Genomic DNA, 21,772 nt, shown 5'->3' with positions numbered 1-21,772 from the left:
GGAGAGCGAGAGCAAAACCTGTCGGCCAACGATCCATCACCTTACCCCACACCCAGCCACTTAATGCACCAGCAAGACCAATCCCGCCCAAACAAAGCCAGCATTCAGCACGGACACGCCTTGTTGTTCGAGTAAAGCAATGAAAAAGGTAAAGTAGATAATGTAGCCACAGCCAAAGCTGCAATAAGAGAGCGTGAGAAACAGCAGTCGGTGAGGCTGAAAGAGTGGACGAAGCATCACCCACAACGGTTGAGGCGAAAGCCTCGCGCTCGACGATTCCTGGGTAGATGCTGGCGAAGCTGAAAAAGAGGAGAAAGTCGCCCGCGTTCGAGCAAAACCGATGGCAGTGACTACGCCCACCATCCCCATCCCCATCCAGACGATGCGCCATCCAGCAGTGTTACCTGCATTCAGAATAAAAGGAGCGATGAGGCCAGAGAGAACAATCCCTATTGCTCCTCCAGCCCAGATAAGCCCTGATGCCTTTCCCCGCTTTTGAGCAGGAATGCATTCCAGTGTGAGTGCGAGGGTTAGAACAGTCGCGAAAGCAGCAAAAAAGCCATTCAAGAACCGCCACACACCTAGTTGCCAGAGCGTGAAGCTCCATCCTGATGCAAACAGCGTGACACTCATAGCGCATGAGGCAATCAAATTGAGAGCCAAACGCTGCCATACCTGTGCTAGTAGAAAAGGCAATGTGAGTGTTCCAAACAAGTAGCCCACAAAGTTCATTGTGCCGAGTATGCCATAGGCACTGTAGGAGCCACCCAGATCCGTTCGCAATGCTGGCAACAAAAGCCCATAAGAAAGCCGTGAAAACCCCAGAATAGCTGCGAACGAACACGCCGCCCACCAGATAAGTGGACTCGTTCTCTGCACGGATATTTTCTGGTGGGGTTTTGCTTTCCCAAGACGGCCCAATCCATTGTACATGTTTTCTCACTTTCATCATGTTCTCAAATCATCTTTTAGCGCAATAGACTTAAGCATTGAGCCAAGGAGTAGGTGAAAAATATGAAGTCCATTCAACAGATCTACGAGAACTTGTCTCGCGAGCGGACGATGAAGGCCGCTCGCGAGACAACATCAGTGAGATGCTTGATGTCTCATGTGTCCCATGAACAACGCTCGAAGAATATGTTGGAAGTGCTTCTCATTTGATCTCATCAAGCCAGGAAAGCAGGTGTTGTGCCAGTGTCACGCGAGCATCAGAAAAGGCATGGTCAGTGTGCAGAATGGCGGAACGGATGCGAGGTGCTGGGCATTGTTCTAAGGCAGCCACGAGTGGCGTATGATGAAGATCAGGAGGGGCAACTGTATCTCGGCTGCCTGCAAGCAGGAATACACGGTGCTGAGAGAGTTGATCGAGGCACTGATCCAGGGTCCATTGTTCAGCTTGGTCGAGGACCTCTTGCACGAGCTGTTCAGCCGAAATACCGCGTAATGCTGGCAGACAGGTCTTCCAGTCTCGGACGATGGATGTATGCAACGAAGCATCCTGGCGTAAGAGCTGGGCAAATGGGCCAAAATGAAAACCTGCCAGTGAGGCAACAGCATGAAGAGAGGGGTCACTAGCTGCAGTGAGCAGCGCGGCAAAGCCTCCCATGCTGTGACCGATGAGCACAATCCTCTCAGGATCAACCCTGCATTGCTCCCGCATCTCATGTGTCCGAAGCAGGTCGAGTGCAATGGGAATATCCTCAAAGACATGCGTAAAAGAGAAAGATCCTTGACTGCCCCAGGCTCCCCGATAATGGAAGGTCATCACGTTCCAGCCAGCCCGTCGAAAGATATGAGCCAGATCACCGTTTTGTTCGTCTCCAGGAAAGCCATGTAAGAGCAGGATGGTAGGGTGTGGCCCTATTCCTTGCGCCACCAGGATGCGCCCAACAAGCTGTTGTCCATGACTGTTAAACGTGAGAGGAATGAGGGTCGCAGGATACTGTTCATCGAGAGGAGAAACATCGTGACAGAGTACATCAGCCAGCATAGATACAACCTCTTTTTTTCTATCTTTTTAAGTACGCTTTGGGAGATTGGTGTATGGATGCCGTTCTTCCCAAACTTCTTTTCCACTGTAATCCGATGTGTTATATTTGTCAATATAAATTATTTGAACATTCTATTCATTTTCATCGATAATAGGAGAAGGCGGATGGAATTACGGCATCTGGAGTCTTTTCAAGCCATCGTGAAGGAGGGAAGCTTTGTCCAAGCCGCAGAAAAGTTACAATATGCTCAATCAACTATCACGGTCCATATGCAGCAACTTGAAGCTGAACTTGGGGTGAAATTGTTTGTTCGTCGGGGCAAACACGTCCAATTGACCGAAGCAGGGCGCGCATTACAAGAACAGTCTGACACGCTCATGCAGCGTGCGATCTCCTTGCAACTGGCACTGAAAGACGTCGTCGCTGGGAGGCTGGACATCTGCGTATTGGAGCCATTGAACCAACAGCAAGCCTACGTTTAACGCCTCTTCTGGTGCAGTTTTGTCAAACACACTCAAAGCTTCACCTGACGCTTGAGGTTGGTGGCACACAAGTCATTAGCCAGAGGGTTGCAGCAGGATCCTTAGATGTGGGGATTTGTACTCCTCCTGATCCCCATATGGGATTAATCTTTGAACCACTCTTTAGTGAGCCGCTGACCGTGTTGCTTCCTGAAGCCCATCCGTTAGCAAACAGAGACCACCTTTCTTCTATAGACCTTCTTGAGCAACGGATCTTATTGACCGAGCGAGGATGTGCATATCGGGCAATGATTGAAACCGCATTGCTCTCACAAGGGAGCAACCCTTTCTCAGGCATTGAAATGGGGAGTATTGAAGTGCTGAAACGAGCGGTTCAGGGAGGGTTAGGAATTGCAATCATTCCACGTGCGGCAGCTAGTCCACCGCTTCCTCAAACAGTGATACGAGAACTTCATGGTGTAGACCTGCGCCTGACAATTGGCCTCGTTTTTCTGCCAGAAATTCGTTCCCCTGGCCGCGCTCTGGGTACTCTCTTGACTCTTTTACGAACACGTCTCCAAGAAGAGATACCTCTATCCCGGCAAGACGAAGAGGTGGAACATGGAAAGGCCAGTCTTCCACAAGAATCGCCTTTCTCTTCAACGTTATGAAGGAGACCCAGTACCTTACGAAGACATGTATAACTATCGCTGTTAATACCCATTAGCGCGATAGTTATACATGTCTTCAACCCCCAATTTTGTTGGCGGCTAAGGTTGGGGTTAGCCTATTTGCCTTCGCGTCAGCAGGGAGCGATTTGCTCGCCTCAAATCCTGGTATACAGATGACGAGAGGTTTGTGAGGAAGCTGAGGATCTGCCCAGTTAAGAATGATAGGAGAAGCAACTGGACGAATCCTCTGTACGTCTTGCTGAGTGTTTACTGCTCTTGGGCACCATGGGCTTCTTGTGGAACCAGATAGTTTCCCATACTATCTGCTAGAGTTTTGATCTTCTCAAAGGTAATATCGACACCATGCTCTGTCCACTCATCGAGTTGCAAGAAGAACCGTTCATTTCCAGCAGGCGTATAAATGATGATCAGATGGCCTATTGTATCTCCTGCATTTCGAAAGCAATGGGGGAGATAGCGTGACCCAAACACGGTGTCTCCCCCATTGCTTTCCCACGATGGACCTTTCCGTTGACCTGAAATTCCCACTCGCCATCAATGATATGCCAGATCTCATCTTCACGAGTATGGTAGTGTAACGCATTGAAGTTGCCTGGTGTATTGGTAAAGCTAATCATGGAGATCATGTTCTTTGTTTGTGCACCAGTGAGAATGACCGCTTTACGCTCCTCTGGCGCTACAATTGTCACTGGTGTCGCCTCTTCATCCTTCCACTTAGGGATGAGCAGACCGTCTTCAGCCATAGGCCCCTTGACGATATGAGGGACTTGGTAGATCTGGACATCGACCTGAATAGCTTGACTGATTTAGAGGTAACGCCATGTGTGGATGTTATATGTTTTCAACCAGGGATCGTCGAGTACTGTAAAGGAATGGAGTTCCTGATTTTGCCAGCGTAAGAGCCCCATTGATCCTTTTTCAAGCACCGAAGTGCCGCGTTCCCAATGGAGGTCTGCCAATTTTACTGAAAGCGTTCTGCCATTGCTATCGGTGCGCACCTGGGCGGCCCTCCATAGTGTCCAAAAAAATGATATGGGGGTCGATAACTGTCCAGAATGTCTTTGATCTCTTCCATCCCAGTACTCCCTTTGCTTTTCACCCCGCGTTCCAAGAGCACAAAATCGGGACGAGCGTCATGGGTCAGCAGAATATTAAGAGGTTGTTGTGGCAGTTGATAGAGACGTTCTACTTCATATTCCTGAAGATACTTGCCTTGTCGCAGGTTCTCTTCTCCTGTAGGGGCTGCAATCCGCCCAATACCCAGTATCGTGACCTGCTCGTTCCCTTTCTGAAATATCCAGGGCTGACCTGTTTTCAAATGGTACACACGTTTGTAGGCATCAATAGGAATGATGGGCTCCTCGCTCTGCTGCTCCAGTTCATCGAGCCAGAGATGATCTTCGTGATTGCCTCGTACAAAAATCATGGGCAAGTGGTTCCGGCGAGCACCTTGTCTACAGCAGAGTCATAATGGCGGAAATGTTCGAGAAATCCGAGTTCCGTTGGATCTTGTTCAGCATACCTGCGAGTGGCTTTATCTAGCCTCTGCACATCAGAAAACGCTCCTACGTCGCCAGCCTGTAAGATCAAGTCGATATTTTCTCCCGTCTCTCTCTGCCACCGTCGACAAAGCTGAAAGGCAAGGAGCAATCGACCATGCAAATCTGAAAAAATAGCGATGTTCATGTTATCCCTTTCTTGAAAGTTCCTTCGGAGAGGAACATATACATCAGATAGGCTCTAAAAGGAGCAAGTTATTTTTCTCAGGGAATGAACCACCTGTTTAAAAAGTTACCAGTAGATGAGTATATCTTAGATTTACTCACGTAGCCAGGGAGAATGTCTCCTTGTTGGGTATGTCCCTGCGTCTCATTCCGCGTGAAGCTCATGATTACAATATGATTCCTTCCATTCATCCAGCCAGTACACTGGTAGAGGTACGAATGCTTGGTTGAGAAGAGTTCTGGTTGAGATTGCGGTCATCGCGGTTGCGTCGGAATAGGAAGTACGCGGTGAGACTTTTTTTCGCACGTGTCGTTAATGTCCCTGTTCGAGATTGATTTCGACCTCTTTGTATGAAATAGCCGCAACTCACGCGTTATTGAAACACATTGGACGTGGCTCTTCGTGAGAAAATAGCTTCTGGTGTCGTATTCCAAAGAAGTTCAAAATGCATGTACTTTAGCGCGTACGAATGTTACGGAAGGCCTCTATCTTTTATCGGGTCAATTCTACAAACAGAAAGGTAACAGACCAAATGCCAAAGATTATTCTTCCCCCACGAAGCGCTCAACGTCAGGAGGATACCTGGGATATTGCCAGTGTATTTCCCAATACAGCGGCATGGGAAGCTGAATATCAGCAAGTGCAAATGGAATTGCCTGCTTTTGAAAAGTATCATGGAAAGCTGAATGAACCCACAATCATGGCTGAGGTGCTAGATGCATACTTTCAGGTCACCACGCGCGCCCAGAAGTTATCTATGTATGCTGAGCTTTTGACGAGCGTTGATACCAGCAATGAAGAGGCGACGGCTCTGATCAGCAGAGCAGCGACGCTCAATGGACAGGTGAGCGCGGCGCTGGCCTTTATCAAACCAGAGCTTCTGGCGAATGGCGCAGAAAAGCTCTCGCAGTGGGCTAACTCAGATTCACGCCTGGCTGCGTATACACATTATTTAGAGGATCTTCTGCGATTGCAGGCCCATGTACGCTCGCCTGAGATTGAAGAGCTATTGGGCGCGCTTAACGATCCTTTTACGACAACCCATAGTGTGATGAGATCTCTGACCGGCGCCGAGATCCGCTTTCAGTCCGCAACATCGAGTACTGGCGAGGAGTATCCAGTGGCTCAGGGGACGACTGTCACACTTTGGTCCAGTACGGACCGGGAGACGCGCCGCACAGCCTGGGAAAATTACCATGATGGCTATCTGGCCTTCAAAAAGACCCTGGCTCATAACCTGGAGGGCCAGATAAAGCAGAATATCTTTTTTGCGCGTGCGCATGGTTATCGTTCTGCCTTGGAAGCGCGGCTCGCGGTTGACCATATCCCTGTGGAGGTGTATCACAATGTGATTGATACCTTTCGCCGGAATCTATCTACCTGGCATCGCTACTGGGCGCTGCGGCGGCGTGTGTTGGGATACAAAACGCTCCATACCTACGATCTTTATTCGCCGTTGACCACGCAATTGCCTGCTTTGCCTTATACACAGGCAGTAGATTTAATTGCTGAAGGACTTCAGCCACTCGGTGATGAGTATATACAGATTCTGCGCCGGGGGTGTCTGCAAGAACGCTGGGTGGATATCTATCCCAATCAAGGCAAACGCCTTGGGGCATTCTCCTCTGGCAGTCCAGGAACACATCCTTTTATCTTTATGAGCTATGATGACTCTCTGAAAGGCATGAGCACTCTGGCGCACGAACTTGGGCACTCGATGCATTCTTATCTAACCTGGCAGACACAGCCGCTTGTATACAGCGATTATTCGATGTTTGTGGCTGAGACCGCTTCCAACTTTCACCAGGCAATGGTACGGGCGCACCTGTTGCGCACACGCCTTGAGCGAGATTTCCAGATTGGGTTATTGGATGAGGCCATGAACAATTTCCATCGTTATTACTTTATTATGCCCCTCTTGGCCCGACTTGAGTTGGAAATGTATGAGCGTGTGGAGCGCGGCGAGGCTCTGACCGCCGATATCCTCAATGGTCTTTTTGCTGATTTCCTGGCAGAGGGCTACGGCAGTGAGGTTGAAGTGGATGCCGCACGTGATGGCATTACCTGGGCAACCTTTGGCCATTTATATGCGAACTTCTATGTCTTCCAGTACACAACAGGTATTGCTGCTGCAAACGCCCTGGCGCGTTCAATACTCGCCTCCCAGCCTCAAGCGGTTGAACGCTACCTTGCATTTTTGCGCACTGGCAATGCACTTTATCCACTGGATGTACTTCAGCAGGCAGGCGTCGATCTGCGTACACCTGAGCCAATCGAGGCCACCTTTACAGTGCTGGCTGATTATGTTGAGCGACTTGAACAACTGACGAGCGCTATGGAGTAACACGTTCCGTACTCACCATCAGAGTTCGCTGCTTCTTTCAACTCACCATGCGATGATGCTTTGTCCAATGATGAGTTGACAGAAGCAGAAGCTGAAATCATGTATTGCTACCTCTGAAAATTGGAGACACCAATGAGAGCAGCTTATGTTACCCAATCCCTTCCTGCTACAAGAGATCATTTCCCAATCGATCTGTCATACGCAGTAATGCATCAGGTCCTTGGTGCTTGAGCAATGGAGATTTCGGCCTCACGCAAAAGAACTTGCCGCGCCCTTTGTGGCATATATAGTGACGCTTGTCATATCGTAGAATAGAGAGGATAGCTCATAACCAAAAAGGGGGAAAAGCACTCATGGCGACGAAAGAGGGCTGGAGGGGTCGCTTCTACGAGGACTTTGAGGTGGGAGATGTCTACCAGCATCCCCTGGGGCGAACGGTGACGACGACGGACAATATGTGGTTTTCTTTGCTGACCCAGAATACCGCTCCCATTCACTTTGACCACCACTATGCGGCGCAAACCAGCTTTGGTAAGCCGCTTGTCGACTCAACCTTTACTCTGGCGCTGGTTACGGGACAGAGTGTGACCGATATCTCGCAGAACGTCTTTGCCAACCTGGGTTGGGACGAGGTTCGGTTGCCCAATCCAGTCTTCGAGGGTGATACCATTTACTCCCAGTCTGAGGTGTTCCAAACGCGTGAATCTCAATCACGCCCTGATGTTGGCATTGTGACTGTGCGCACCACTGGCTACAACCAGAACGGCAAGGTTGTGATTACCTTCAAGCGCGTCATCATGGTCTACAAGCGCGGAAAAGCCCCCAATATTCCTCGCCTTCCGCCGGAAGATCCATCTAGGGAGCATAAGCAGGAAGAGAAAAAATGAGGTCGAACCTTCGGGGCTCTTTTTTTGACCCGGAGGTTCGACACAGAGATGCACAGCCACGCATTTTCGTTGTCATTTACCAGAAGCGGCCCCACGCCACAAAGGCGGTCAGGGTGAGATAGGCCAGGTTCAACAGCATGTGCTTGTACTCGTGACGGCGGAATTCCACGGTCGCCGCACCAACCATGATCAACGCCAGACCAACGGCCGCCAACGGTACCAGGATCGGTGAGGTGCCAAGCAGGGCGGGCAGGATCAGGCCGACGGCGCCCAGGATCTCGACTGCTCCAAGAGCCTTGACGAAGCCAGCGCTGAACTGCAAGACCCATCCCCCGCCGGGAGCCTTGGCTAGTTTCTCCTGAGGAATGAATACCTTGTTCGCGCCCGCGAAAAGGAAGACAGCGGCTAGCAGGCTAGCGATGATCCATAGAGTGAGGTTCATAAGTTCTCTCCTTGATGGTTACCTCGGCCCTTCCGGGCACGGCATTGTAAGTTTTTTAACGATTCGCCCATTTTATGAGCAGCTTTAACACTATTTGTTCTGCTTCTGTGCCATCATATCCCAACCTATTCGCGCATCGGGGACAATGGGTTGCCAGCTACTGACGGCCTTGAATAAATGATTGGAGATGCGTAGACTACGGCTGGTATCGGCATACTTGGCTCCCGTCATCAGGCGCATCAGCAGATCGGGCAGGGCCAGCAGACGTTTACGACCGACAGCGTGAGCAAGGATGGTGTACATTTGTGCGCGCGTTACAGGCTCATCATCAACAATGTCATAGATGCCGGAAGGTACCGGTTCCGTCAACGCAAGCAAGAGAGCGTTGATGGCATCCTGCAACCAGACTTGCGGGAGATAGCCAGTACTTGCACCGGGAAAAGCACCAAACCCTTTGCGCGCCAGATTCAACATTTCCCAGCTTGAAGGTGCTTCCGGCCCGTAAAATGAGCCCAGACGCAGTGAGATCCCGCGGCGTCTGGACGGATCGCTCGCCGCGAAGCGCGCCACAGCCTCTTCAGCCTCGACGGTTGAGGAAAGGGTCGCTGTTTTGATGGGCGTCGTTTGGGCATCCAACCAGGTGTCGCCACTGCTTGGATAGAGAAAATCGAAACTGGGATAAATGATTGTCTGGATTGTGCCTATCGCCAGCGTGGCTTCGACAAGGTTGCGAGCACCATCACGACGCAGGCGATCATTTTCCAGCCAGGCCGAACTCCGTCCCATCTGCGTCACTGGGGGGATTTTCGTTGCCAGGTGGTAGATGGCCTCGTGACCTACCAATACCTGCTTGAGTGCTTCAACATCAAAGAGGTTAACCCGTACCGGATGCGCCCCTGCACGTCGCAGGCGTTCATCATTCTCCTCAGTGCGGCTCATTGCCGAAACCGTGTATCCTGCTTCAACTAATCTAGGCACCAGAGATGTTCCGAGGACACCAGTTGCACCTGTGACAAAAATGTTCATCATATTGTTCCTTTTTATTTTGCTTCTCTTTTTTGGAGAGATCTCTTTCTAAGCGCTTCCAGAAAGGAGACAAGTGAGTTCACGAAAACGTGACAACTACGTGACGCCGATTTTTTGTCTCGAGGAATTGCCCGAATTTTGTAGCTTGGGTGCCCGCTTAAAAAATGCAGTGAAGCAAGAAGTATGCACTGCATAATGCCTGAATTGAACGAATCAGTGAGCGGGCAAGTGACCTACTTCATAGCGTTCTTTTGCCAGGCTGGTTTACTATCTGGCTAAACCACATCGGTAGAAGGAAACGTCATGCCTCTGATGAATGCCCCATTTCCTCAGCCCATTATTGATCAATTAGCCAGTATGGACCCCAAAGCGCGCCGTTCAGCGCTTCTGAAAATCAAGCGCTCCTATGCTGGTTTCCAGGCTAACCAGTTTCTGATCCAGATGCTTGCTACCGAGGGGAAATATACCAATCGTGCGCTCATTATCCAGATTCTTGGTGAGCGCAAGTGGACAGCAGTGGTAGATGCTTTGATGGAGGTGCTGCTAAAGGATGAGAGCAAGAAAGTACGCCTGGAGGCTGTCAGTGTGTTATGTACCATCCAGGATCGGCGGGCGGTGGATGTACTGCTGATGGCACTTGTGCAGGATAAGAGCATGAATGTACGCGAGAAGGCCGCTCATGCTCTGGGCGAATGGCAGGAACGATCAGCAATTCAGACCTTAGAGAATTTGCTTGCCCAAACCAAAGGCAAGTCGAGCTATGCAAGCCTGCGTAAAGAGATGGCATGGGCGTTGGGCCAATTTGGCGACCCCGATTTGGTGATGCCATTGCTCAAAAACGAACACCACTGGGTGCGTGACGAAGCCGCCACTGCTCTGGCATGTATGCATGACCCTCAGGTCATTGAACCGCTCCTGGATTTTTTGAGCAATCCGATGGAGAGCGGGACCGTTCGCCGTGCCGCGCTGATGGGACTAAGCAAATTTCAGGATGAGCGCATCATTCCAGCCCTCATCTTTGCCCTGGAGTATCGCTTCTCTACAGAGCCATCTGGCAGAGGAAATCTCGCGGCTGACATCTTGAGGTACACTGATCTTGATCTGTGTGCTATGCTGCTTGCCACGCTGCAAAATCCGCAACTAGCGACCCCCAGATGGGAAGTTATTCGCCTTCTTGGTGACATCGGTGATCAACGGGCATCGGTGCCCTTGCTCGCTCATGTGTTGGCATATGAGCAGTGGTACCTCAATGCCAGGCGTGGTGCATACGGACACAGCTTTTACAATGTATACGATAAATTCAGAGCAAATGCCTACATCGTCCCAGAGGCATTGAGCAAACTATGCACTGAAGAGACGTTCATGCAATTGCTAGAACTCCTCAATGCTCCAGCATCTGTGGCTGGTGTACGCGATCTCTGTGCCAGGACTCTGGCTCTCCTAGCCGATCCAGATGTCATCCAATTTCTATCTCATTCATAGAGGGCGACAATCTGCTGAGCCTGCGCGCGAATGGCTTCACGAAGCTCTAAGGGTTCTAAGACTTGCAGGAGATTTCCCATGCCCATAGCAACTGTCTGAGCATGGAGTAGAGAGCTGAATGTCATTGATATGATTCGCCATTCTTGATCATCCTTGTCTGGTTCTTCTCTTATTGAGGGGCGTACTGTTTCATCTACTCTCTCAAAGAATCTTTGGACCCCTTCTGGGGCAAGACGAAAACGAACAACATAGGGAGAATAATTTGCTTCCAAAGTAGACTTCCACGTTTCCCAAAATACCCGCACGTCGAAAGCTCGCGGGCGTTGACTGCTTTCCGCCAAGAGCTTTACCGTACGCGCACGCGAAACGCGGAAGATCCGAAGCTGATCATCAACCGCGCCAATGAGATACCAGACGGTGGATTTCGCCACCAACCCGTAGGGGTCAATAATGCGCTGACGAATTTGACCATCGTGGCGACGGTAATCCACCTCCACTTTTTGACCTAGCCAGAGTGCTTCATGCAACAGAGGCAAAAACGGGACTGGCTCCTTTGCCCAGAGCCAGCCTGTGGAATCCAGGTGAATGGATCTTTTGACGGTGTCTATGTCTCCATGCCAATGTGGAGAGAGCACTGCTTCAAGTTTGAGGAATGCTGCCTCTAGAGCAGATCCCAGGCCCAGGTCGTGAAGAGGCCCTGATGATTGCGATGAGGCCAGTGCATGCACTTCGGACTTCGTGAGCCCTGTCAAGCGTGTTTGATACTGTTCGATGAGGGCATATCCTCCTCCTGTCCCTGCTTCTGCATAGATAGGAATACCAGCCAGACTAAGGGCTTGAAGATCTCGATAAATAGTTCGCTCCGAAACCTCGAGACGTTCTGCCAGTTCGTGGGCAGTCATGCGCCCTCGTGCCTGGAGCAGTAACACAATGGTTAATAAACGATCGGCTCTCATCTCTGTTTGCCTCTGATTTTTCCGTGTTTTCCACGTAGTGTAGCATTTCTTCCGCTCCCTGACAAAGGATGTCAGTGAGTATCGAGTACCCTCTGAGAGGAAGCTCAACACTTTGAGCTGTTGTGTGAGTAGCGCTCGTGAGGTTGCGTCCACGCTTCGCTTTTTGCGAAGAGAGAACACAGAAAGAAGGAATGTATGAACAGAAGCATTGAGCCAACCAAACTAGATCTAAAAACGAGATTGAAGCATCTCTATACCAATCCGTTGCAGGAGGTCGTGATCGTAGAGGTTCCCACAATGCAGTTTCTAATGCTAGATGGAAGAGGCGATCCCAATACGGCACAGGAGTACAAAGATGCAATTGAGACACTATATACGGTGGCTTATACCACGAAGTTCTTACTCAAGAATGAAGCGGCTCTTGACTATCCGGTAATGCCACTTGAGGGACTCTGGTGGGCTGATGGAGGTCGGGAGGCTCCGCGCGAGAACTGGCAATGGACGATGATGATTATGCAGCCGGATTGCGTGACAGAGGTCTGGTTTGCTGAAGCATGTAGGCAGGCACAGAGAAAGAAGAACCCACGTGCGTTGGAGAAGATTCGTCTGGGGCAGTTCTCCGAGGGAACAGTGGCCCAGATCATGCATATTGGTCCATTTGCAGACGAAGGGCCAACACTCGAGAAGCTTGACCGTTTTTTTGTGGAACATGGATATGCGTTTCGTGGGAAACATCACGAGATCTATCTCAACGATCTGCGCAGAGTTGCTTCAGACAAAATGCGCACCATAATCCGCCATCCTTTGGATGAAGAACCATTCCAGAATGATGACGGATGGCACAGACGAAGAACAGTCAATTGAGATGATTGATGGTGTGAGGGCAATGTCGACACTTACCATATCTTGAGTCCAATATAATTATCTCTCTTGCGGCGGCTCTTCACACACAGATAAATGCGTAGAAGCAGGTGGATAATTTACGCAGGGCAGAGATTGGATCTCTCTGCCTTGCTATATCTGATTATTTTATAAGGCCTCTTGTGAGATAACCAGGAAGGATGCTGAAGCCGCCTCTCTAGATGATTTTTTCGGGATGGAGCACTACGATAACACGATTTGGGTCGTTGGCTACACTCTTGAGCATGTCCTCGCGTTGGGCTTCTGGCACATACTTTTCAATGATTGGACGCGTTAACTCGACGACATTGTGCTCAATAATCTCTGCTTGCCCATAGGCCACAACAGTGGTAAAGGTCGCGGTATCCTCAATGAGGAGCGAGATGGCGGGATTACGTTTGATATTGACATATTTCGCACGATCTTTTGAGGTGGAAAAGAAGAAATCTTTACCATCCCAGGCAAACCAGACAGCGGTAAGTTGTGGTGCCCCAGAGGTGCGGTTGACTCCGATGACTGCTATTTTGGGCTGTGCGAGAAGTGTCGCTTGTTGTTCAGAAATCATGATTTATTCTCCTTTGTTGGTGAGATGAGTGCAAGATGCACCTTCATTGCTGATTGAAGCGATGTCAGAGTAGCGTATGATAGTTGTCATAAAATCTCTTTCTGTTTTCCATAATCGATTGGAGGGGAAAGTAGACAAACGATCATACTGTCGACTGCTTTTTCGGTCATTAATTTAGTTTCGCATAATATTGTGAGAAGATAAATGCTTGATCTAGGAATCTCACCGCAACAAATAGGCGCATACCGGTGAATTTCGGGAATAGCCGAAAAAAGAAGCAATTGCAAGTCTCTTTATCTTATGGGCGCGTATCCACTAGCGACTCGTTGGAATCTGAGGAGGATCTGGTTTCGCGTCGTATGACTGGCGCGATTTTTGTGCCGAGCAACTCAATGGCATGTAGGATATTCTTATGCGGCATCGCGCCGATGCTCGCCTGCATTAAGAAGCGCTGGTGTCCAAAGAGTGAGTGCTGGTAGAGGATCTTATCGATGACCTCCTCTGGGCTCCCAACCATCAGCGCGCCTCGCTGTGAGGTCTCCGCATCGTATGCGCTTCGACTCATAGGACGCCAACCGCGCTCTTTTCCTAGTTCATTCATTACTGCGAGGTGGTAGGGAGCGTGCTCATCTCGCGCCTGCTGTGATGTGTCCGCAATGTAGCCATGCGAGTTGATGCTTATGGGCAATGTTGTCGCATCATGTCCAGCGCGGGTTGCTGCCTCGCGATAGGCCTTCGCAAGTGGCACGAAGCGCGGCGTCTGCCCTCCAATGATTGCCAACGCCATTGGTAAGCCAAGCGTTCCCGCGCGCATCACAGAGGCGGGAGTGCCACCAACGGCGATCCAGATTGGCAAGGGATTCTGAAGGGGGCGAGGATAGATGCCACGATCTCTAATGGATGGACGGTGCTTCCCTGACCAGGTGACGTGTTCCTCCTCGCGGAGATGTAGTAGAAGGTCCAGCTTCTCGGAGAATAATTGATCATAGTCATCGAGGTCATAGCCGAACAGTGGAAACGACTCGATGAATGAGCCACGACCAGCCATAATCTCTGCCCGCCCGCCGGAAAGCAAATCGAGCGTGGCGAAATTTTGGAAGACCCGCACCGGATCGTCCGAACTCAGGACGGTGACTGCGCTTGTCAGGCGAATATTACGTGTACATTCGGCTGCTGCTGCCAGTGCGACCGCTGGTGCCGAGACTACATATTCGGGGCGGTGGTGCTCACCGAGCCCAAAGACATCGAGACCAACCTGATCAGCCAGCTCAATCTCTTCAATGAGGTTACGCAGACGTTGTGCGGGACTGATTTTCTCCCCGGAAACGGGAGAGGTCATCACATCCGCGAATGTATAGAAACCCAGTTCCATCTTAAACTCCTCGTCGGGCGATGCGTGGTGGAGGCGCGCACAGTCCAGGCTCTATCAGTTTATCAAGGTAGTTTCTCTACCCTTGGCACTTGTAATTTGTATGTCGCTTACATATAGATTGTGGCACACAGCGCTGTGCTCGTCAAGTCTGTGATCCCTTGTAACCAGTTTCCAGACCCAGCGCCGGAGGCAGACCTGTTGGGGAGAAGTATTTATAGGAAAAGATCTTTTGTTGCGTTGAGAGCATCTCCCCGAAATCACCCTTTTCACTGCATCTCTCCAATTCAGTGAGGTGCTCACCATGCGCAAAAATCACGGGTGCAAAACGATGTGCGTCTCACGCGCTCCTATGAGATGGACAAAACGACCTTTCCAGGAATGCGGCAATTCTGGAATTGCTGGACAACCATGGTTATTCCTGTCCAGGGAGCTTCTACGCCAATGAGTGAATGTAAGTGCTTCTCAGCACCAGGCGGGCCCGCCTGGTGAGCCCCTCCGCTTCAGATTTGCTTTTCAGTTCTAAAGATAAGACCAGCGTAGAGAGATGCATGTTGCCTATCCGCATGAATATTTCTCCAAGATTCAGCATCACTTCTGAAGTCCTTTTTCCGTTCATGCGTGTGGAATATCGCGCGGACTCAGCCCGGCGAGAATCAGAGACCAGACGCCGTCGAATGTGGCATCGAGGTCGGGATCAGACCATGCGGCAACGTGGGCCGGGTCATGGAAGAGGGTTGTTGCAGCAAACACCGCACGAGCAGTAACAACGGGATCATCAGTGGCAAACTCACCCTGAGCAATCCCATCGCGAATAATGTAGGTGATTTGCTCGACGAGATGATCGAGGTGTGTCCTGACGACATTCCTTGCCGAGTTCGCGAGTTCTTTGTGGGTCGCGAATAATTCAGGATCGTCGAGCACGTTTTTTCGCGTTGTGGAGCTCAAAAGATTGAGCCAGCGTCGCAGACGCTCTGTGGCTGGCCCATCCTCGTTCGCTATTGCGATAAGCGGCAACGATTTTCTCGCCAGCCAGCGTTCGGCAATAGCATCCTGAAGCGCCGCTTTGCTCGGGAAGTGTCGGTAGATGCTGCCATGGCTTACTCTCAGGGCCCGGGCAACATCTACAACCGTTGTCTTAGAAAGCCCATAGCGGCGGAGAACCTCCTCCGCCGTTTCTAGAATACGCTCGGGCGTGAGTGTTTCGTCAGTCATTGATTCTGCTCTCTATCTCGTTCACTATCGAGTAGTGCCATTAGTGGCGCGGGATACCGTTCGCCCGCAGCTGTGCCTTTTGGGATGGCCTGCTCAATCTGGGCAATATCATCGGCAGTCAATTGCAGACTGAGGGCCTTTAAGGACTTGCCGAGGCTCTCGCGCCGACTTGCTCCGACCAGCGGCACAATATTCTGTCCACGGGTCAGCACCCAGGCAATAGCCATTTGAGAGACGGTTACTCCCTTGGCCTCTGCAAGCGAGCGCAGCGCCTCGACAAGAGCGAGGTTGTGATCGAGATTGGTTCCCTTGAAGCGAGGGCTAAAATTGGTGAAACTACCGGGAACATGTGCACGCTCTTTCGACCATTGTCCACTGAGAAGGCCATGTGACAGGACGCCATACGCAGTAATTCCGATGCCGAGCTCACGACAGGTAGGGAGAATAGTTGATTCGATGCCGCGCGAGAACAGCGAGTATTCGAGCTGTACGTCGGAAATAGGGTGTACTGCCTGCGCGCGCCGTATCGTATCGGATCCAACCTCTGAGAGACCAATAAAGCGAACGTATCCAGCCTTGACCATGTCTGCGATAGCGCCAATGGTTTCTTCAATAGGCACAGTAGGGTCAAGACGGGCCGGACGATAGATATCAATGTAGTCGGTGCCAAGCCGACGCAAGGTGTAGGCAAGAAAGCTCTTGACCGAGGCAGGACGGCTATCGATGCCAATAAAGCGGCCTTCGGGGTCACGTAATGCCCCAAATTTATCACTAATAACGATCTGCTCACGTGTCCGTCCCCGTAGTGCCTTACGTAGCAGCATCTCGTTATGTCCCATCCCGTAGAAATCGGCTGTATCAAGCAGTGTGATACCATACTCGATGGCTGTGTGGATGGTCGCGAGACTTTCAGCCTCATCTGCTGTTCCGTCAGATATGCCTCCGCAGCCCAGGCCAATAGCCGATATTTCTGGACCATGCGTTCCAAGCGACCGTGTAATCATTTTCTCAATTCCTCTATATAAGGGTTTTAAAAGTTTTCTGGGCAAAGGATGTTCATCGTGAGCGTATGAGAGAAGTGTAGTCTATAAAATGACAAAAATCAATATTTGTCATTAGAAAGTTGTTGCTTTCATCCGGGAAATAGGGCGAAGAGAAGCGTGTTTTTAAATAGAGCAATACATTTCATGTACTAACCTTGCTATGTTTGTGCACAGATCTTCAATAGATCAATCATTGAAGACCTGTGCACCCAATTTGAGACACCCCATGATCTACATCTCATTGATACTATCAAAGCCGTATCTTTTCTGAAATGCGTATTGCGGCTGTGGGCAGATGGGGTTCGATGAGCAATGTCCCCAGGTTAGCCAGCAGAATGAGTCCAGCCGCGATGGCCCAGGGCAGTGCCGGGTGGATGCTGAAGAGTACGGTAAACATGGTAGGGGCTACGAGGTTCGCGATGGCCCAGGAGATCTGAAAGGCCGCCAGGTAACGACCACGTAGGGCCAGTGGACTGGCCTCAACTGCCAGGGCATTGGAGGTAGGTGCATGTATGGCTTCCGCGAACCCCTGGATGCAGGTGGCAATGATGAGGTAGGGAATGATGATTGTGCGTGGTAGGGGGAGCGCCAGGATATAGAGCAGGCACCACAGCATTAGAATAAAACCTGCCAGGATAATTGTACGTGTGCGGCGCAATGAGCGCAGATGGCGAATGAGAAATGTTTGCAGCAGCGCGATCAGCGCCATATTTAGTCCCATGGCGACTCCGGCCACCCATATCGGGGTATGCAGGGCATCAATGGCGTAGATCGGCAGCCCTAATCCAAGAAGGCAAATACAGAGTGCGAAGGCGGTGTTGGTAACGATCAGCCCCAGGTAGGGGCGGTCTTTGAGCATTAGTCTGTAGTCCCCCTGTGATTCCCTATGTTCACTCTCTGTATGCCGCTCGACTGGCACGAAGAAATAGAGCATCCCGGCAGCCAGGAAGAAACTGAGCGCATTCACCAGTACAATGCCATAATATCCCAGCGTCCCCAGTGCCGCGATGATCACACCGGTGAGCGCAGTGCCGATTCCCATCCCGACCGTTTGAGAGGTTCCTAGCAGGCCAAACCAGCGGTCCCTCTCTCCCTTGCCCGCCAGGTCGGATGCCAGCGAAAAGTAAGACGACCAAAAGATGCGCTGTCCAATATTGACAAAGACGGCCATGATGATCAAGAGGACCATATTGTTCACGAGCAGATAGCCAAGAAAGCCCACGCCTTGTAGCAGTTGTGCAAAGATCACCAGCCGCCGAGCGCCAAACCTATCTACCAGTGTACCAGTGATCGGCACAATTGGTATGGTAAAGATGGTCGCGATGCTCAGCGCCACCCCCACTTCTGTGAGCGGCAGGGCGGCAATAATATGGAAATATAAGATTGAGAAAGGCGCAAATAAGCCTGTTCCCAATGCATCTGTTAGAAGTATAAGTAGAAAGCTTTTCGTCCCTTTTTTTTGAGGAATACCCAGTTGTTGAGCTAGCATGACACGAAGATCTCCTTCAGAGCAAATCCAGGACCACTTGACGCAAAGCGTTTAATATAACAAACTTATCCATATTTCGCAAGTGTGTATTACATAAAAGCGCGTATTGAGGGGTCAATTATGTGTATATCATTGCGCTTGATGTTGTAACAATGGGGTATATGTTTATCTGCCATTGCATCAGGCGCACTATCTTCATAATATTTTTGTCATGAGCTTGCTCAATCTCTTGAAGAGGGGAGCCTTTTGCGCTTGTGGTGCTCAGGGGAAGGGGATCAGCGTGGAACACAGCGAAGACATGTTCCACGCTGATCCCCTTCCCCTGAGACGAGCAGAGCCAGCCGAAGCAGCCCAAAAGAGAACTGGGTCCTTCCCTTTATCCTTTGATAACTAAATTTGTGAGCCCATCAAATTTCCGCTTTCGTAGCGACGTAAGCCAACTTCGAATAGTCCAGTGGCTGCCAGAGCGAAGATGATGACCGCGCAGATAAGTATGCCTAGCAGCGACCACGAAAAATGGCGAAGCAGTTGCAAGGGTACAAACGAGATGAAACCAGCCGGTAAGACAGTGAAGAGCAGCACGCGCACAAATCCATTGAAGATATCCATTGGATATGTGCTAAACGAGATCAGGGCGCCAAACAACTGCTGTGCCAGCCCTTCAGTGTTGCCAAGGAAAAACGCTAATGAGTGTAGCAGCACCATAAAGGAGGTATAAATGAGCGAGACCAGAGCCACAAGGAAAAGAAAGAGTCCTATATGCGCTAGGTCTGGTCGTACTAAGAGCAGGTAGGAGCCGATAGCAAAGATGATATCTCCCCAGGCGGTTGGGTCGGTCGCAGCAATACATACATGGATCAGCGCATAGCGAGGCATTCCCAGGTACGCATCCAGACCACCATTCATCACCAGGGCCGAAATCTGGCGGGCATTGCCAAAGATAGCAACACTGATACCAAATCCACAGGCTGAGACGGCCCATAGGATGACGATATCGGTCTCTTGCCATCCATTTACAAGCGGGAATTGATGAAAGTAGTTCCACCAGAAGAAGAGCCAGAGCGAGTTGTTGGCGAGCATTGCCACAACCTGTACTATAAAGGCTGTACGATATTCAAGCGCCGCCTGCGTATTCGCGATAGTATAAGCCAAGATTAAGCGGGCCTCGGAGAAGCAACGTTTCAGCCAAGTCATCATCATGTTTTTACCCCCCATTAATGTTCACGCGGCGCACAGCAGCATGATAAATGCTTAGCATAATAATTGTTCCAATTCCCAATGTCGCGCATTGTTGCATGAGCAGGCCTGCAAAGTGGGCCATTTCAAAGTGGACCAGAGTGCGTGATGGTCCATAAAGAATGGCACTAAACGGTAAGGCCTGGGCGATACTCCGTAATGGCTGGGGTAAGATCTCAAGTGGGGCCAGTACACCTCCCAGGACCAGAGTGAGTCTGCTAAAAATGAGTGAAAATGATTGCGTTTCCTCGCTCCAGAAAGCCAGTAATCCAATACCAAAGTGCATGACGAAGTCAATGCTAAGCGCGAGGAAGGCGACAAGTGGCCAGGCTAGTATTCCCTGCCAGGTGAAATGGGGCGGGCCAGCCATAATGAGGGCCAGAACAATTCCAATCAGCGCATTCATCAGCAGGCGCACTAAGCGCTCCCCCAGGTAGTGGGCGTAATTGTAAAGTATGTAACTGCTTGGGCGCCCCAGCAGATAGGCCAGTTGTCCAGAGCGAACTTCTTGATCAATACGCCTTGTTAAGGCGGGTAAACTCATGGCAATGGCTTCACCAGCGACGAGATACCAGATCATATCTGTGATGCTAAAACCGCTCAGAGTGCTGGTACCACGCAGCGCAAAGGTCGTTTTCCAGAGTTGGGTGAGAACGAAGACTAATACGATCAGTAATAAGGCTCGAAAGAAGACCTCCATCATGTAGGCCAGGTTATTTAAGATGCTCACCCGTAAGACGGCTAGGTATTTGAGGGTCGAGAGGTGAAAGCGCCTCACGAGGCGCTCGATGATTCCCCATGCTGGCCCCCCCTCGCTATATATCTTCATGGAGTAATTCTCCTTCTGCTCTCGCTTGCTGTCGTACGACCTCTTTAACCTGAGTGTGAGTGGTACTCTTTGCTTTCTCTCTCTGTTCCCCATAGATTGAGGCGATTATTTTCTCCATCGGTGGATCAGAAATGGTCATATCCAGAATGTGCTGTTGATTCATAATAGCAGCGATGACTGGCTCCAGGGGGCAGCGCGTCGTATCAACCTCCAGTGTCAGACTATGTCCTTGCGCCTTTACAACCTGGATACCCTCTTGGGTCAATGCCGGTGTTGCTACCCTCAACCGCAAAGGGGATTGTGGGTCATAATCGCTGGCTACCAGGCTCTCAACATGCTCTGCCAGTTGCAGCTCGATGGTCTTCGCCTTCAAGTAATCTCGCTTCAAGACGGCAACTGACTCATCCAGGATGATCTCCCCATGATTAATGACCACGGCCCGGCGGCAGACCTGTTCGACATCGCCAGCGTCATGAGAGGTGAGAAACACCGTCACACCTTCCTCCACATTGAGCAGACCAATGAGATCGCGGATGCGTTGCTTGGCAATGACGTCCAGCCCAATTGTTGGCTCATCCAGGAAAACGATCTTCGGCTTATGCAGAAAAGCTGCTGCCAACTCGCAGCGCATGCGCTCACCTAGACTCAACTTTCGCGCGGGCGTATGAATGTAGCTGGCGATATCAAAGACCTCGATCAGAAAGTCTCGTCGCTTACGATACTCAGTCATATCCAGTTCATAGATACGAGCCAACAAATTGAAGGTATCTTGTGGTGGTAGGTGATACCACAACTGTGATTTTTGACCAAACACACTGGAGATATGGTAAGCCAGTTGTCTCCGTTGTTGCCAGGGGGCGAAACCAAGCACCTGGGCCTTGCCTGAGGTTGGGTGGAGGATACCTGTCAGCATCTTAATGGTTGTGCTTTTCCCAGCTCCATTGGGGCCAATAAAGGCCAGAACTTCACCTGTTTCAAGGGTAAAGCTAACATGCTTCACGGCCTCACGTGTCCGATAACGCGGTGCCACGAACGATTGGAGACTCTGGGCGAAACCCGAGTTCCGCTCTCGACTCCTGAACGTCTTGACTAATTGTTCCACTTCGACGATTGGCATACA

24 protein-coding genes are annotated in these 21,772 nt (G+C 50.6%); 7 read left to right on the top strand and 17 right to left on the bottom strand.

Translation table 11 applies throughout. The features are described from left to right. Positions 1 to 60: 60 nt before the first annotated feature. Complete coding sequence (locus K3T82_RS48910) at positions 61 to 879, bottom strand: YbfB/YjiJ family MFS transporter (protein ID WP_220191628.1); 819 nt, start codon at positions 877 to 879, stop codon at positions 61 to 63. A 135-nt stretch (positions 880 to 1,014) separates the two neighbouring features. On the opposite strand from K3T82_RS48910, the gene K3T82_RS00900 reads away from it, so the two are divergent. After that, positions 1,015 to 1,161, top strand: a complete 147-nt coding sequence (locus K3T82_RS00900) for a hypothetical protein (protein WP_220191627.1) — start codon at positions 1,015 to 1,017, stop codon at positions 1,159 to 1,161. Here the strand turns inward: K3T82_RS00900 and K3T82_RS00895 are convergent. Further along, on the bottom strand, positions 1,154 to 1,990 hold the full coding sequence (locus K3T82_RS00895) for an alpha/beta hydrolase family protein (protein WP_220191626.1): 837 nt from the start codon (positions 1,988 to 1,990) through the stop codon (positions 1,154 to 1,156). The two genes, K3T82_RS00900 and K3T82_RS00895, sit on opposite strands and share 8 nt — an antisense overlap. A 165-nt stretch (positions 1,991 to 2,155) precedes the next feature. On the opposite strand from K3T82_RS00895, the gene K3T82_RS00890 reads away from it, so the two are divergent. Together K3T82_RS00890 and K3T82_RS00885 are read left to right on the top strand one after the other, a co-directional pair. After that, positions 2,156 to 2,473 carry a LysR family transcriptional regulator gene (locus tag K3T82_RS00890; RefSeq protein WP_220191625.1) on the top strand — a complete coding sequence of 106 codons (318 nt, stop codon included), beginning with the start codon at positions 2,156 to 2,158 and terminating at the stop codon, positions 2,471 to 2,473. After that, positions 2,431 to 3,123, top strand: a complete 693-nt coding sequence (locus K3T82_RS00885; RefSeq protein ID WP_220195026.1) for a LysR family transcriptional regulator substrate-binding protein — start codon at positions 2,431 to 2,433, stop codon at positions 3,121 to 3,123. The genes K3T82_RS00890 and K3T82_RS00885 overlap by 43 nt, the downstream gene beginning before the upstream one ends. A gap of 267 nt (positions 3,124 to 3,390) precedes the next feature. On the opposite strand, the gene K3T82_RS48905 is transcribed toward K3T82_RS00885, so the two are convergent. The 4 genes from K3T82_RS48905 to K3T82_RS00870 all read right to left on the bottom strand — a co-directional run bounded on the left by K3T82_RS48905 (position 3,391) and on the right by K3T82_RS00870 (position 4,830). Beyond that, the gene (locus K3T82_RS48905; protein ID WP_268886606.1) at positions 3,391 to 3,513 is read right to left on the bottom strand and encodes a hypothetical protein; all 123 of its coding nucleotides are present in this window, start codon (positions 3,511 to 3,513) and stop codon (positions 3,391 to 3,393) included. Positions 3,514 to 3,560: 47 nt separating this feature from the next. Further along, entirely contained in the window at positions 3,561 to 3,887 is a 327-nt protein-coding gene (locus K3T82_RS00880; protein ID WP_220191624.1) for a cupin domain-containing protein, read from the bottom strand. Between the two features lie 218 nt (positions 3,888 to 4,105). Continuing rightward, the gene (locus tag K3T82_RS00875; protein ID WP_220191623.1) at positions 4,106 to 4,570 is read right to left on the bottom strand and encodes a metallophosphoesterase; all 465 of its coding nucleotides are present in this window, start codon (positions 4,568 to 4,570) and stop codon (positions 4,106 to 4,108) included. Next, positions 4,567 to 4,830: a metallophosphoesterase family protein gene (locus K3T82_RS00870; protein ID WP_220191622.1), complete on the bottom strand. Its 264-nt coding sequence runs from the start codon at positions 4,828 to 4,830 to the stop codon at positions 4,567 to 4,569. Before K3T82_RS00870 ends, K3T82_RS00875 begins: the two co-directional genes overlap by 4 nt. A 508-nt stretch (positions 4,831 to 5,338) precedes the next feature. Here K3T82_RS00870 and pepF point away from each other — a divergent pair. Then, a complete protein-coding gene (gene pepF / locus K3T82_RS00865) occupies positions 5,339 to 7,213 on the top strand; it encodes an oligoendopeptidase F (RefSeq protein WP_420799250.1) in 1,875 nt (624 codons plus the stop codon). 353 nt (positions 7,214 to 7,566) lie between these two features. Next, on the top strand, positions 7,567 to 8,100 hold the full coding sequence (locus K3T82_RS00860; protein ID WP_220191620.1) for a MaoC family dehydratase: 534 nt from the start codon (positions 7,567 to 7,569) through the stop codon (positions 8,098 to 8,100). A gap of 76 nt (positions 8,101 to 8,176) precedes the next feature. On the opposite strand, the gene K3T82_RS00855 is transcribed toward K3T82_RS00860, so the two are convergent. Further along, positions 8,177 to 8,542 carry a DoxX family protein gene (locus K3T82_RS00855; RefSeq protein ID WP_220191619.1) on the bottom strand — a complete coding sequence of 122 codons (366 nt, stop codon included), beginning with the start codon at positions 8,540 to 8,542 and terminating at the stop codon, positions 8,177 to 8,179. A 90-nt stretch (positions 8,543 to 8,632) separates the two neighbouring features. Further along, the gene (locus K3T82_RS00850) at positions 8,633 to 9,571 is read right to left on the bottom strand and encodes an NAD-dependent epimerase/dehydratase family protein (RefSeq protein WP_236030916.1); all 939 of its coding nucleotides are present in this window, start codon (positions 9,569 to 9,571) and stop codon (positions 8,633 to 8,635) included. 300 nt (positions 9,572 to 9,871) lie between these two features. Here K3T82_RS00850 and K3T82_RS00845 point away from each other — a divergent pair, with 300 nt between their 5' ends. Next, complete coding sequence (locus K3T82_RS00845) at positions 9,872 to 11,050, top strand: HEAT repeat domain-containing protein (RefSeq protein ID WP_220191618.1); 1,179 nt, start codon at positions 9,872 to 9,874, stop codon at positions 11,048 to 11,050. On the opposite strand, the gene K3T82_RS00840 is transcribed toward K3T82_RS00845, so the two are convergent. Further along, complete coding sequence (locus K3T82_RS00840; protein WP_220191617.1) at positions 11,041 to 12,006, bottom strand: helix-turn-helix transcriptional regulator; 966 nt, start codon at positions 12,004 to 12,006, stop codon at positions 11,041 to 11,043. The genes K3T82_RS00845 and K3T82_RS00840 overlap by 10 nt on opposite strands. Positions 12,007 to 12,201: 195 nt before the next feature. Between K3T82_RS00840 and K3T82_RS00835 the strand changes: the two genes are divergently transcribed. Continuing rightward, positions 12,202 to 12,870: a GyrI-like domain-containing protein gene (locus K3T82_RS00835; protein ID WP_220191616.1), complete on the top strand. Its 669-nt coding sequence runs from the start codon at positions 12,202 to 12,204 to the stop codon at positions 12,868 to 12,870. A gap of 214 nt (positions 12,871 to 13,084) precedes the next feature. Here K3T82_RS00835 and K3T82_RS00830 read toward each other — a convergent pair whose 3' ends face one another. From K3T82_RS00830 to K3T82_RS00795, 8 genes are all read right to left on the bottom strand, one after another. Beyond that, positions 13,085 to 13,471: a PPOX class F420-dependent oxidoreductase gene (locus K3T82_RS00830; RefSeq protein ID WP_220191615.1), complete on the bottom strand. Its 387-nt coding sequence runs from the start codon at positions 13,469 to 13,471 to the stop codon at positions 13,085 to 13,087. A 298-nt stretch (positions 13,472 to 13,769) separates the two neighbouring features. After that, the gene (locus K3T82_RS00825) at positions 13,770 to 14,843 is read right to left on the bottom strand and encodes an LLM class flavin-dependent oxidoreductase (RefSeq protein ID WP_220191614.1); all 1,074 of its coding nucleotides are present in this window, start codon (positions 14,841 to 14,843) and stop codon (positions 13,770 to 13,772) included. Positions 14,844 to 15,455: 612 nt separating this feature from the next. Then, positions 15,456 to 16,055, bottom strand: coding sequence for a TetR/AcrR family transcriptional regulator (locus tag K3T82_RS00820; protein ID WP_220191613.1), 600 nt, complete (start codon positions 16,053 to 16,055; stop codon positions 15,456 to 15,458). Next, positions 16,052 to 17,059 carry an aldo/keto reductase gene (locus K3T82_RS00815; RefSeq protein WP_220191612.1) on the bottom strand — a complete coding sequence of 336 codons (1,008 nt, stop codon included), beginning with the start codon at positions 17,057 to 17,059 and terminating at the stop codon, positions 16,052 to 16,054. Before K3T82_RS00815 ends, K3T82_RS00820 begins: the two co-directional genes overlap by 4 nt. A 289-nt stretch (positions 17,060 to 17,348) precedes the next feature. Then, on the bottom strand, positions 17,349 to 18,587 hold the full coding sequence (locus K3T82_RS00810) for an MFS transporter (protein WP_220191611.1): 1,239 nt from the start codon (positions 18,585 to 18,587) through the stop codon (positions 17,349 to 17,351). A gap of 390 nt (positions 18,588 to 18,977) precedes the next feature. Further along, positions 18,978 to 19,787, bottom strand: coding sequence for an ABC transporter permease (locus K3T82_RS00805; RefSeq protein ID WP_220191610.1), 810 nt, complete (start codon positions 19,785 to 19,787; stop codon positions 18,978 to 18,980). 4 nt (positions 19,788 to 19,791) lie between these two features. Next, on the bottom strand, positions 19,792 to 20,652 hold the full coding sequence (locus K3T82_RS00800) for an ABC transporter permease (RefSeq protein WP_220191609.1): 861 nt from the start codon (positions 20,650 to 20,652) through the stop codon (positions 19,792 to 19,794). Continuing rightward, complete coding sequence (locus K3T82_RS00795) at positions 20,639 to 21,769, bottom strand: ABC transporter ATP-binding protein (protein WP_220191608.1); 1,131 nt, start codon at positions 21,767 to 21,769, stop codon at positions 20,639 to 20,641. Before K3T82_RS00795 ends, K3T82_RS00800 begins: the two co-directional genes overlap by 14 nt. Positions 21,770 to 21,772 lie beyond the last annotated feature (3 nt).

Source organism: Ktedonospora formicarum (assembly GCF_016587355.1).
GTDB classification, from domain to species: Bacteria; Chloroflexota; Ktedonobacteria; order Ktedonobacterales; family Ktedonobacteraceae; genus Ktedonobacter; species Ktedonobacter formicarum.
Note: the sequence above shows the minus strand (reverse complement) of the source record. Positions and strands in the feature narration are given on the sequence as shown.

Excerpts from the sequence above, each read along its gene's own strand:
- K3T82_RS00810 (WP_220191611.1), bottom strand. The coding sequence starts at position 18,587 with ATGCTAGCTCAACAACTGGGTATTCCTCAAAAAAAAGGGACGAAAAGC.
- K3T82_RS00800 (WP_220191609.1), bottom strand. The coding sequence starts at position 20,652 with ATGAAGATATATAGCGAGGGGGGGCCAGCATGGGGAATCATCGAGCGC.
- K3T82_RS00835 (WP_220191616.1), top strand. The coding sequence starts at position 12,202 with ATGAACAGAAGCATTGAGCCAACCAAACTAGATCTAAAAACGAGATTG.
- K3T82_RS00880 (WP_220191624.1), bottom strand. The coding sequence starts at position 3,887 with ATGGCTGAAGACGGTCTGCTCATCCCTAAGTGGAAGGATGAAGAGGCG.
- K3T82_RS00860 (WP_220191620.1), top strand. The coding sequence starts at position 7,567 with ATGGCGACGAAAGAGGGCTGGAGGGGTCGCTTCTACGAGGACTTTGAG.
- K3T82_RS00855 (WP_220191619.1), bottom strand. The coding sequence starts at position 8,542 with ATGAACCTCACTCTATGGATCATCGCTAGCCTGCTAGCCGCTGTCTTC.
- K3T82_RS00820 (WP_220191613.1), bottom strand. The coding sequence starts at position 16,055 with ATGACTGACGAAACACTCACGCCCGAGCGTATTCTAGAAACGGCGGAG.
- K3T82_RS00890 (WP_220191625.1), top strand. The coding sequence starts at position 2,156 with ATGGAATTACGGCATCTGGAGTCTTTTCAAGCCATCGTGAAGGAGGGA.
- K3T82_RS00870 (WP_220191622.1), bottom strand. The coding sequence starts at position 4,830 with ATGAACATCGCTATTTTTTCAGATTTGCATGGTCGATTGCTCCTTGCC.
- K3T82_RS00825 (WP_220191614.1), bottom strand. The coding sequence starts at position 14,843 with ATGGAACTGGGTTTCTATACATTCGCGGATGTGATGACCTCTCCCGTT.
- K3T82_RS00830 (WP_220191615.1), bottom strand. The coding sequence starts at position 13,471 with ATGATTTCTGAACAACAAGCGACACTTCTCGCACAGCCCAAAATAGCA.
- K3T82_RS00815 (WP_220191612.1), bottom strand. The coding sequence starts at position 17,059 with ATGATTACACGGTCGCTTGGAACGCATGGTCCAGAAATATCGGCTATT.
- pepF (WP_420799250.1), top strand. The coding sequence starts at position 5,339 with ATGTTACGGAAGGCCTCTATCTTTTATCGGGTCAATTCTACAAACAGA.
- K3T82_RS00850 (WP_236030916.1), bottom strand. The coding sequence starts at position 9,571 with ATGATGAACATTTTTGTCACAGGTGCAACTGGTGTCCTCGGAACATCT.
- K3T82_RS00805 (WP_220191610.1), bottom strand. The coding sequence starts at position 19,787 with ATGATGATGACTTGGCTGAAACGTTGCTTCTCCGAGGCCCGCTTAATC.
- K3T82_RS00875 (WP_220191623.1), bottom strand. The coding sequence starts at position 4,570 with ATGATTTTTGTACGAGGCAATCACGAAGATCATCTCTGGCTCGATGAA.
- K3T82_RS00895 (WP_220191626.1), bottom strand. The coding sequence starts at position 1,990 with ATGCTGGCTGATGTACTCTGTCACGATGTTTCTCCTCTCGATGAACAG.
- K3T82_RS00900 (WP_220191627.1), top strand. The coding sequence starts at position 1,015 with ATGAAGTCCATTCAACAGATCTACGAGAACTTGTCTCGCGAGCGGACG.
- K3T82_RS00845 (WP_220191618.1), top strand. The coding sequence starts at position 9,872 with ATGCCTCTGATGAATGCCCCATTTCCTCAGCCCATTATTGATCAATTA.
- K3T82_RS00840 (WP_220191617.1), bottom strand. The coding sequence starts at position 12,006 with ATGAGAGCCGATCGTTTATTAACCATTGTGTTACTGCTCCAGGCACGA.
- K3T82_RS00795 (WP_220191608.1), bottom strand. The coding sequence starts at position 21,769 with ATGCCAATCGTCGAAGTGGAACAATTAGTCAAGACGTTCAGGAGTCGA.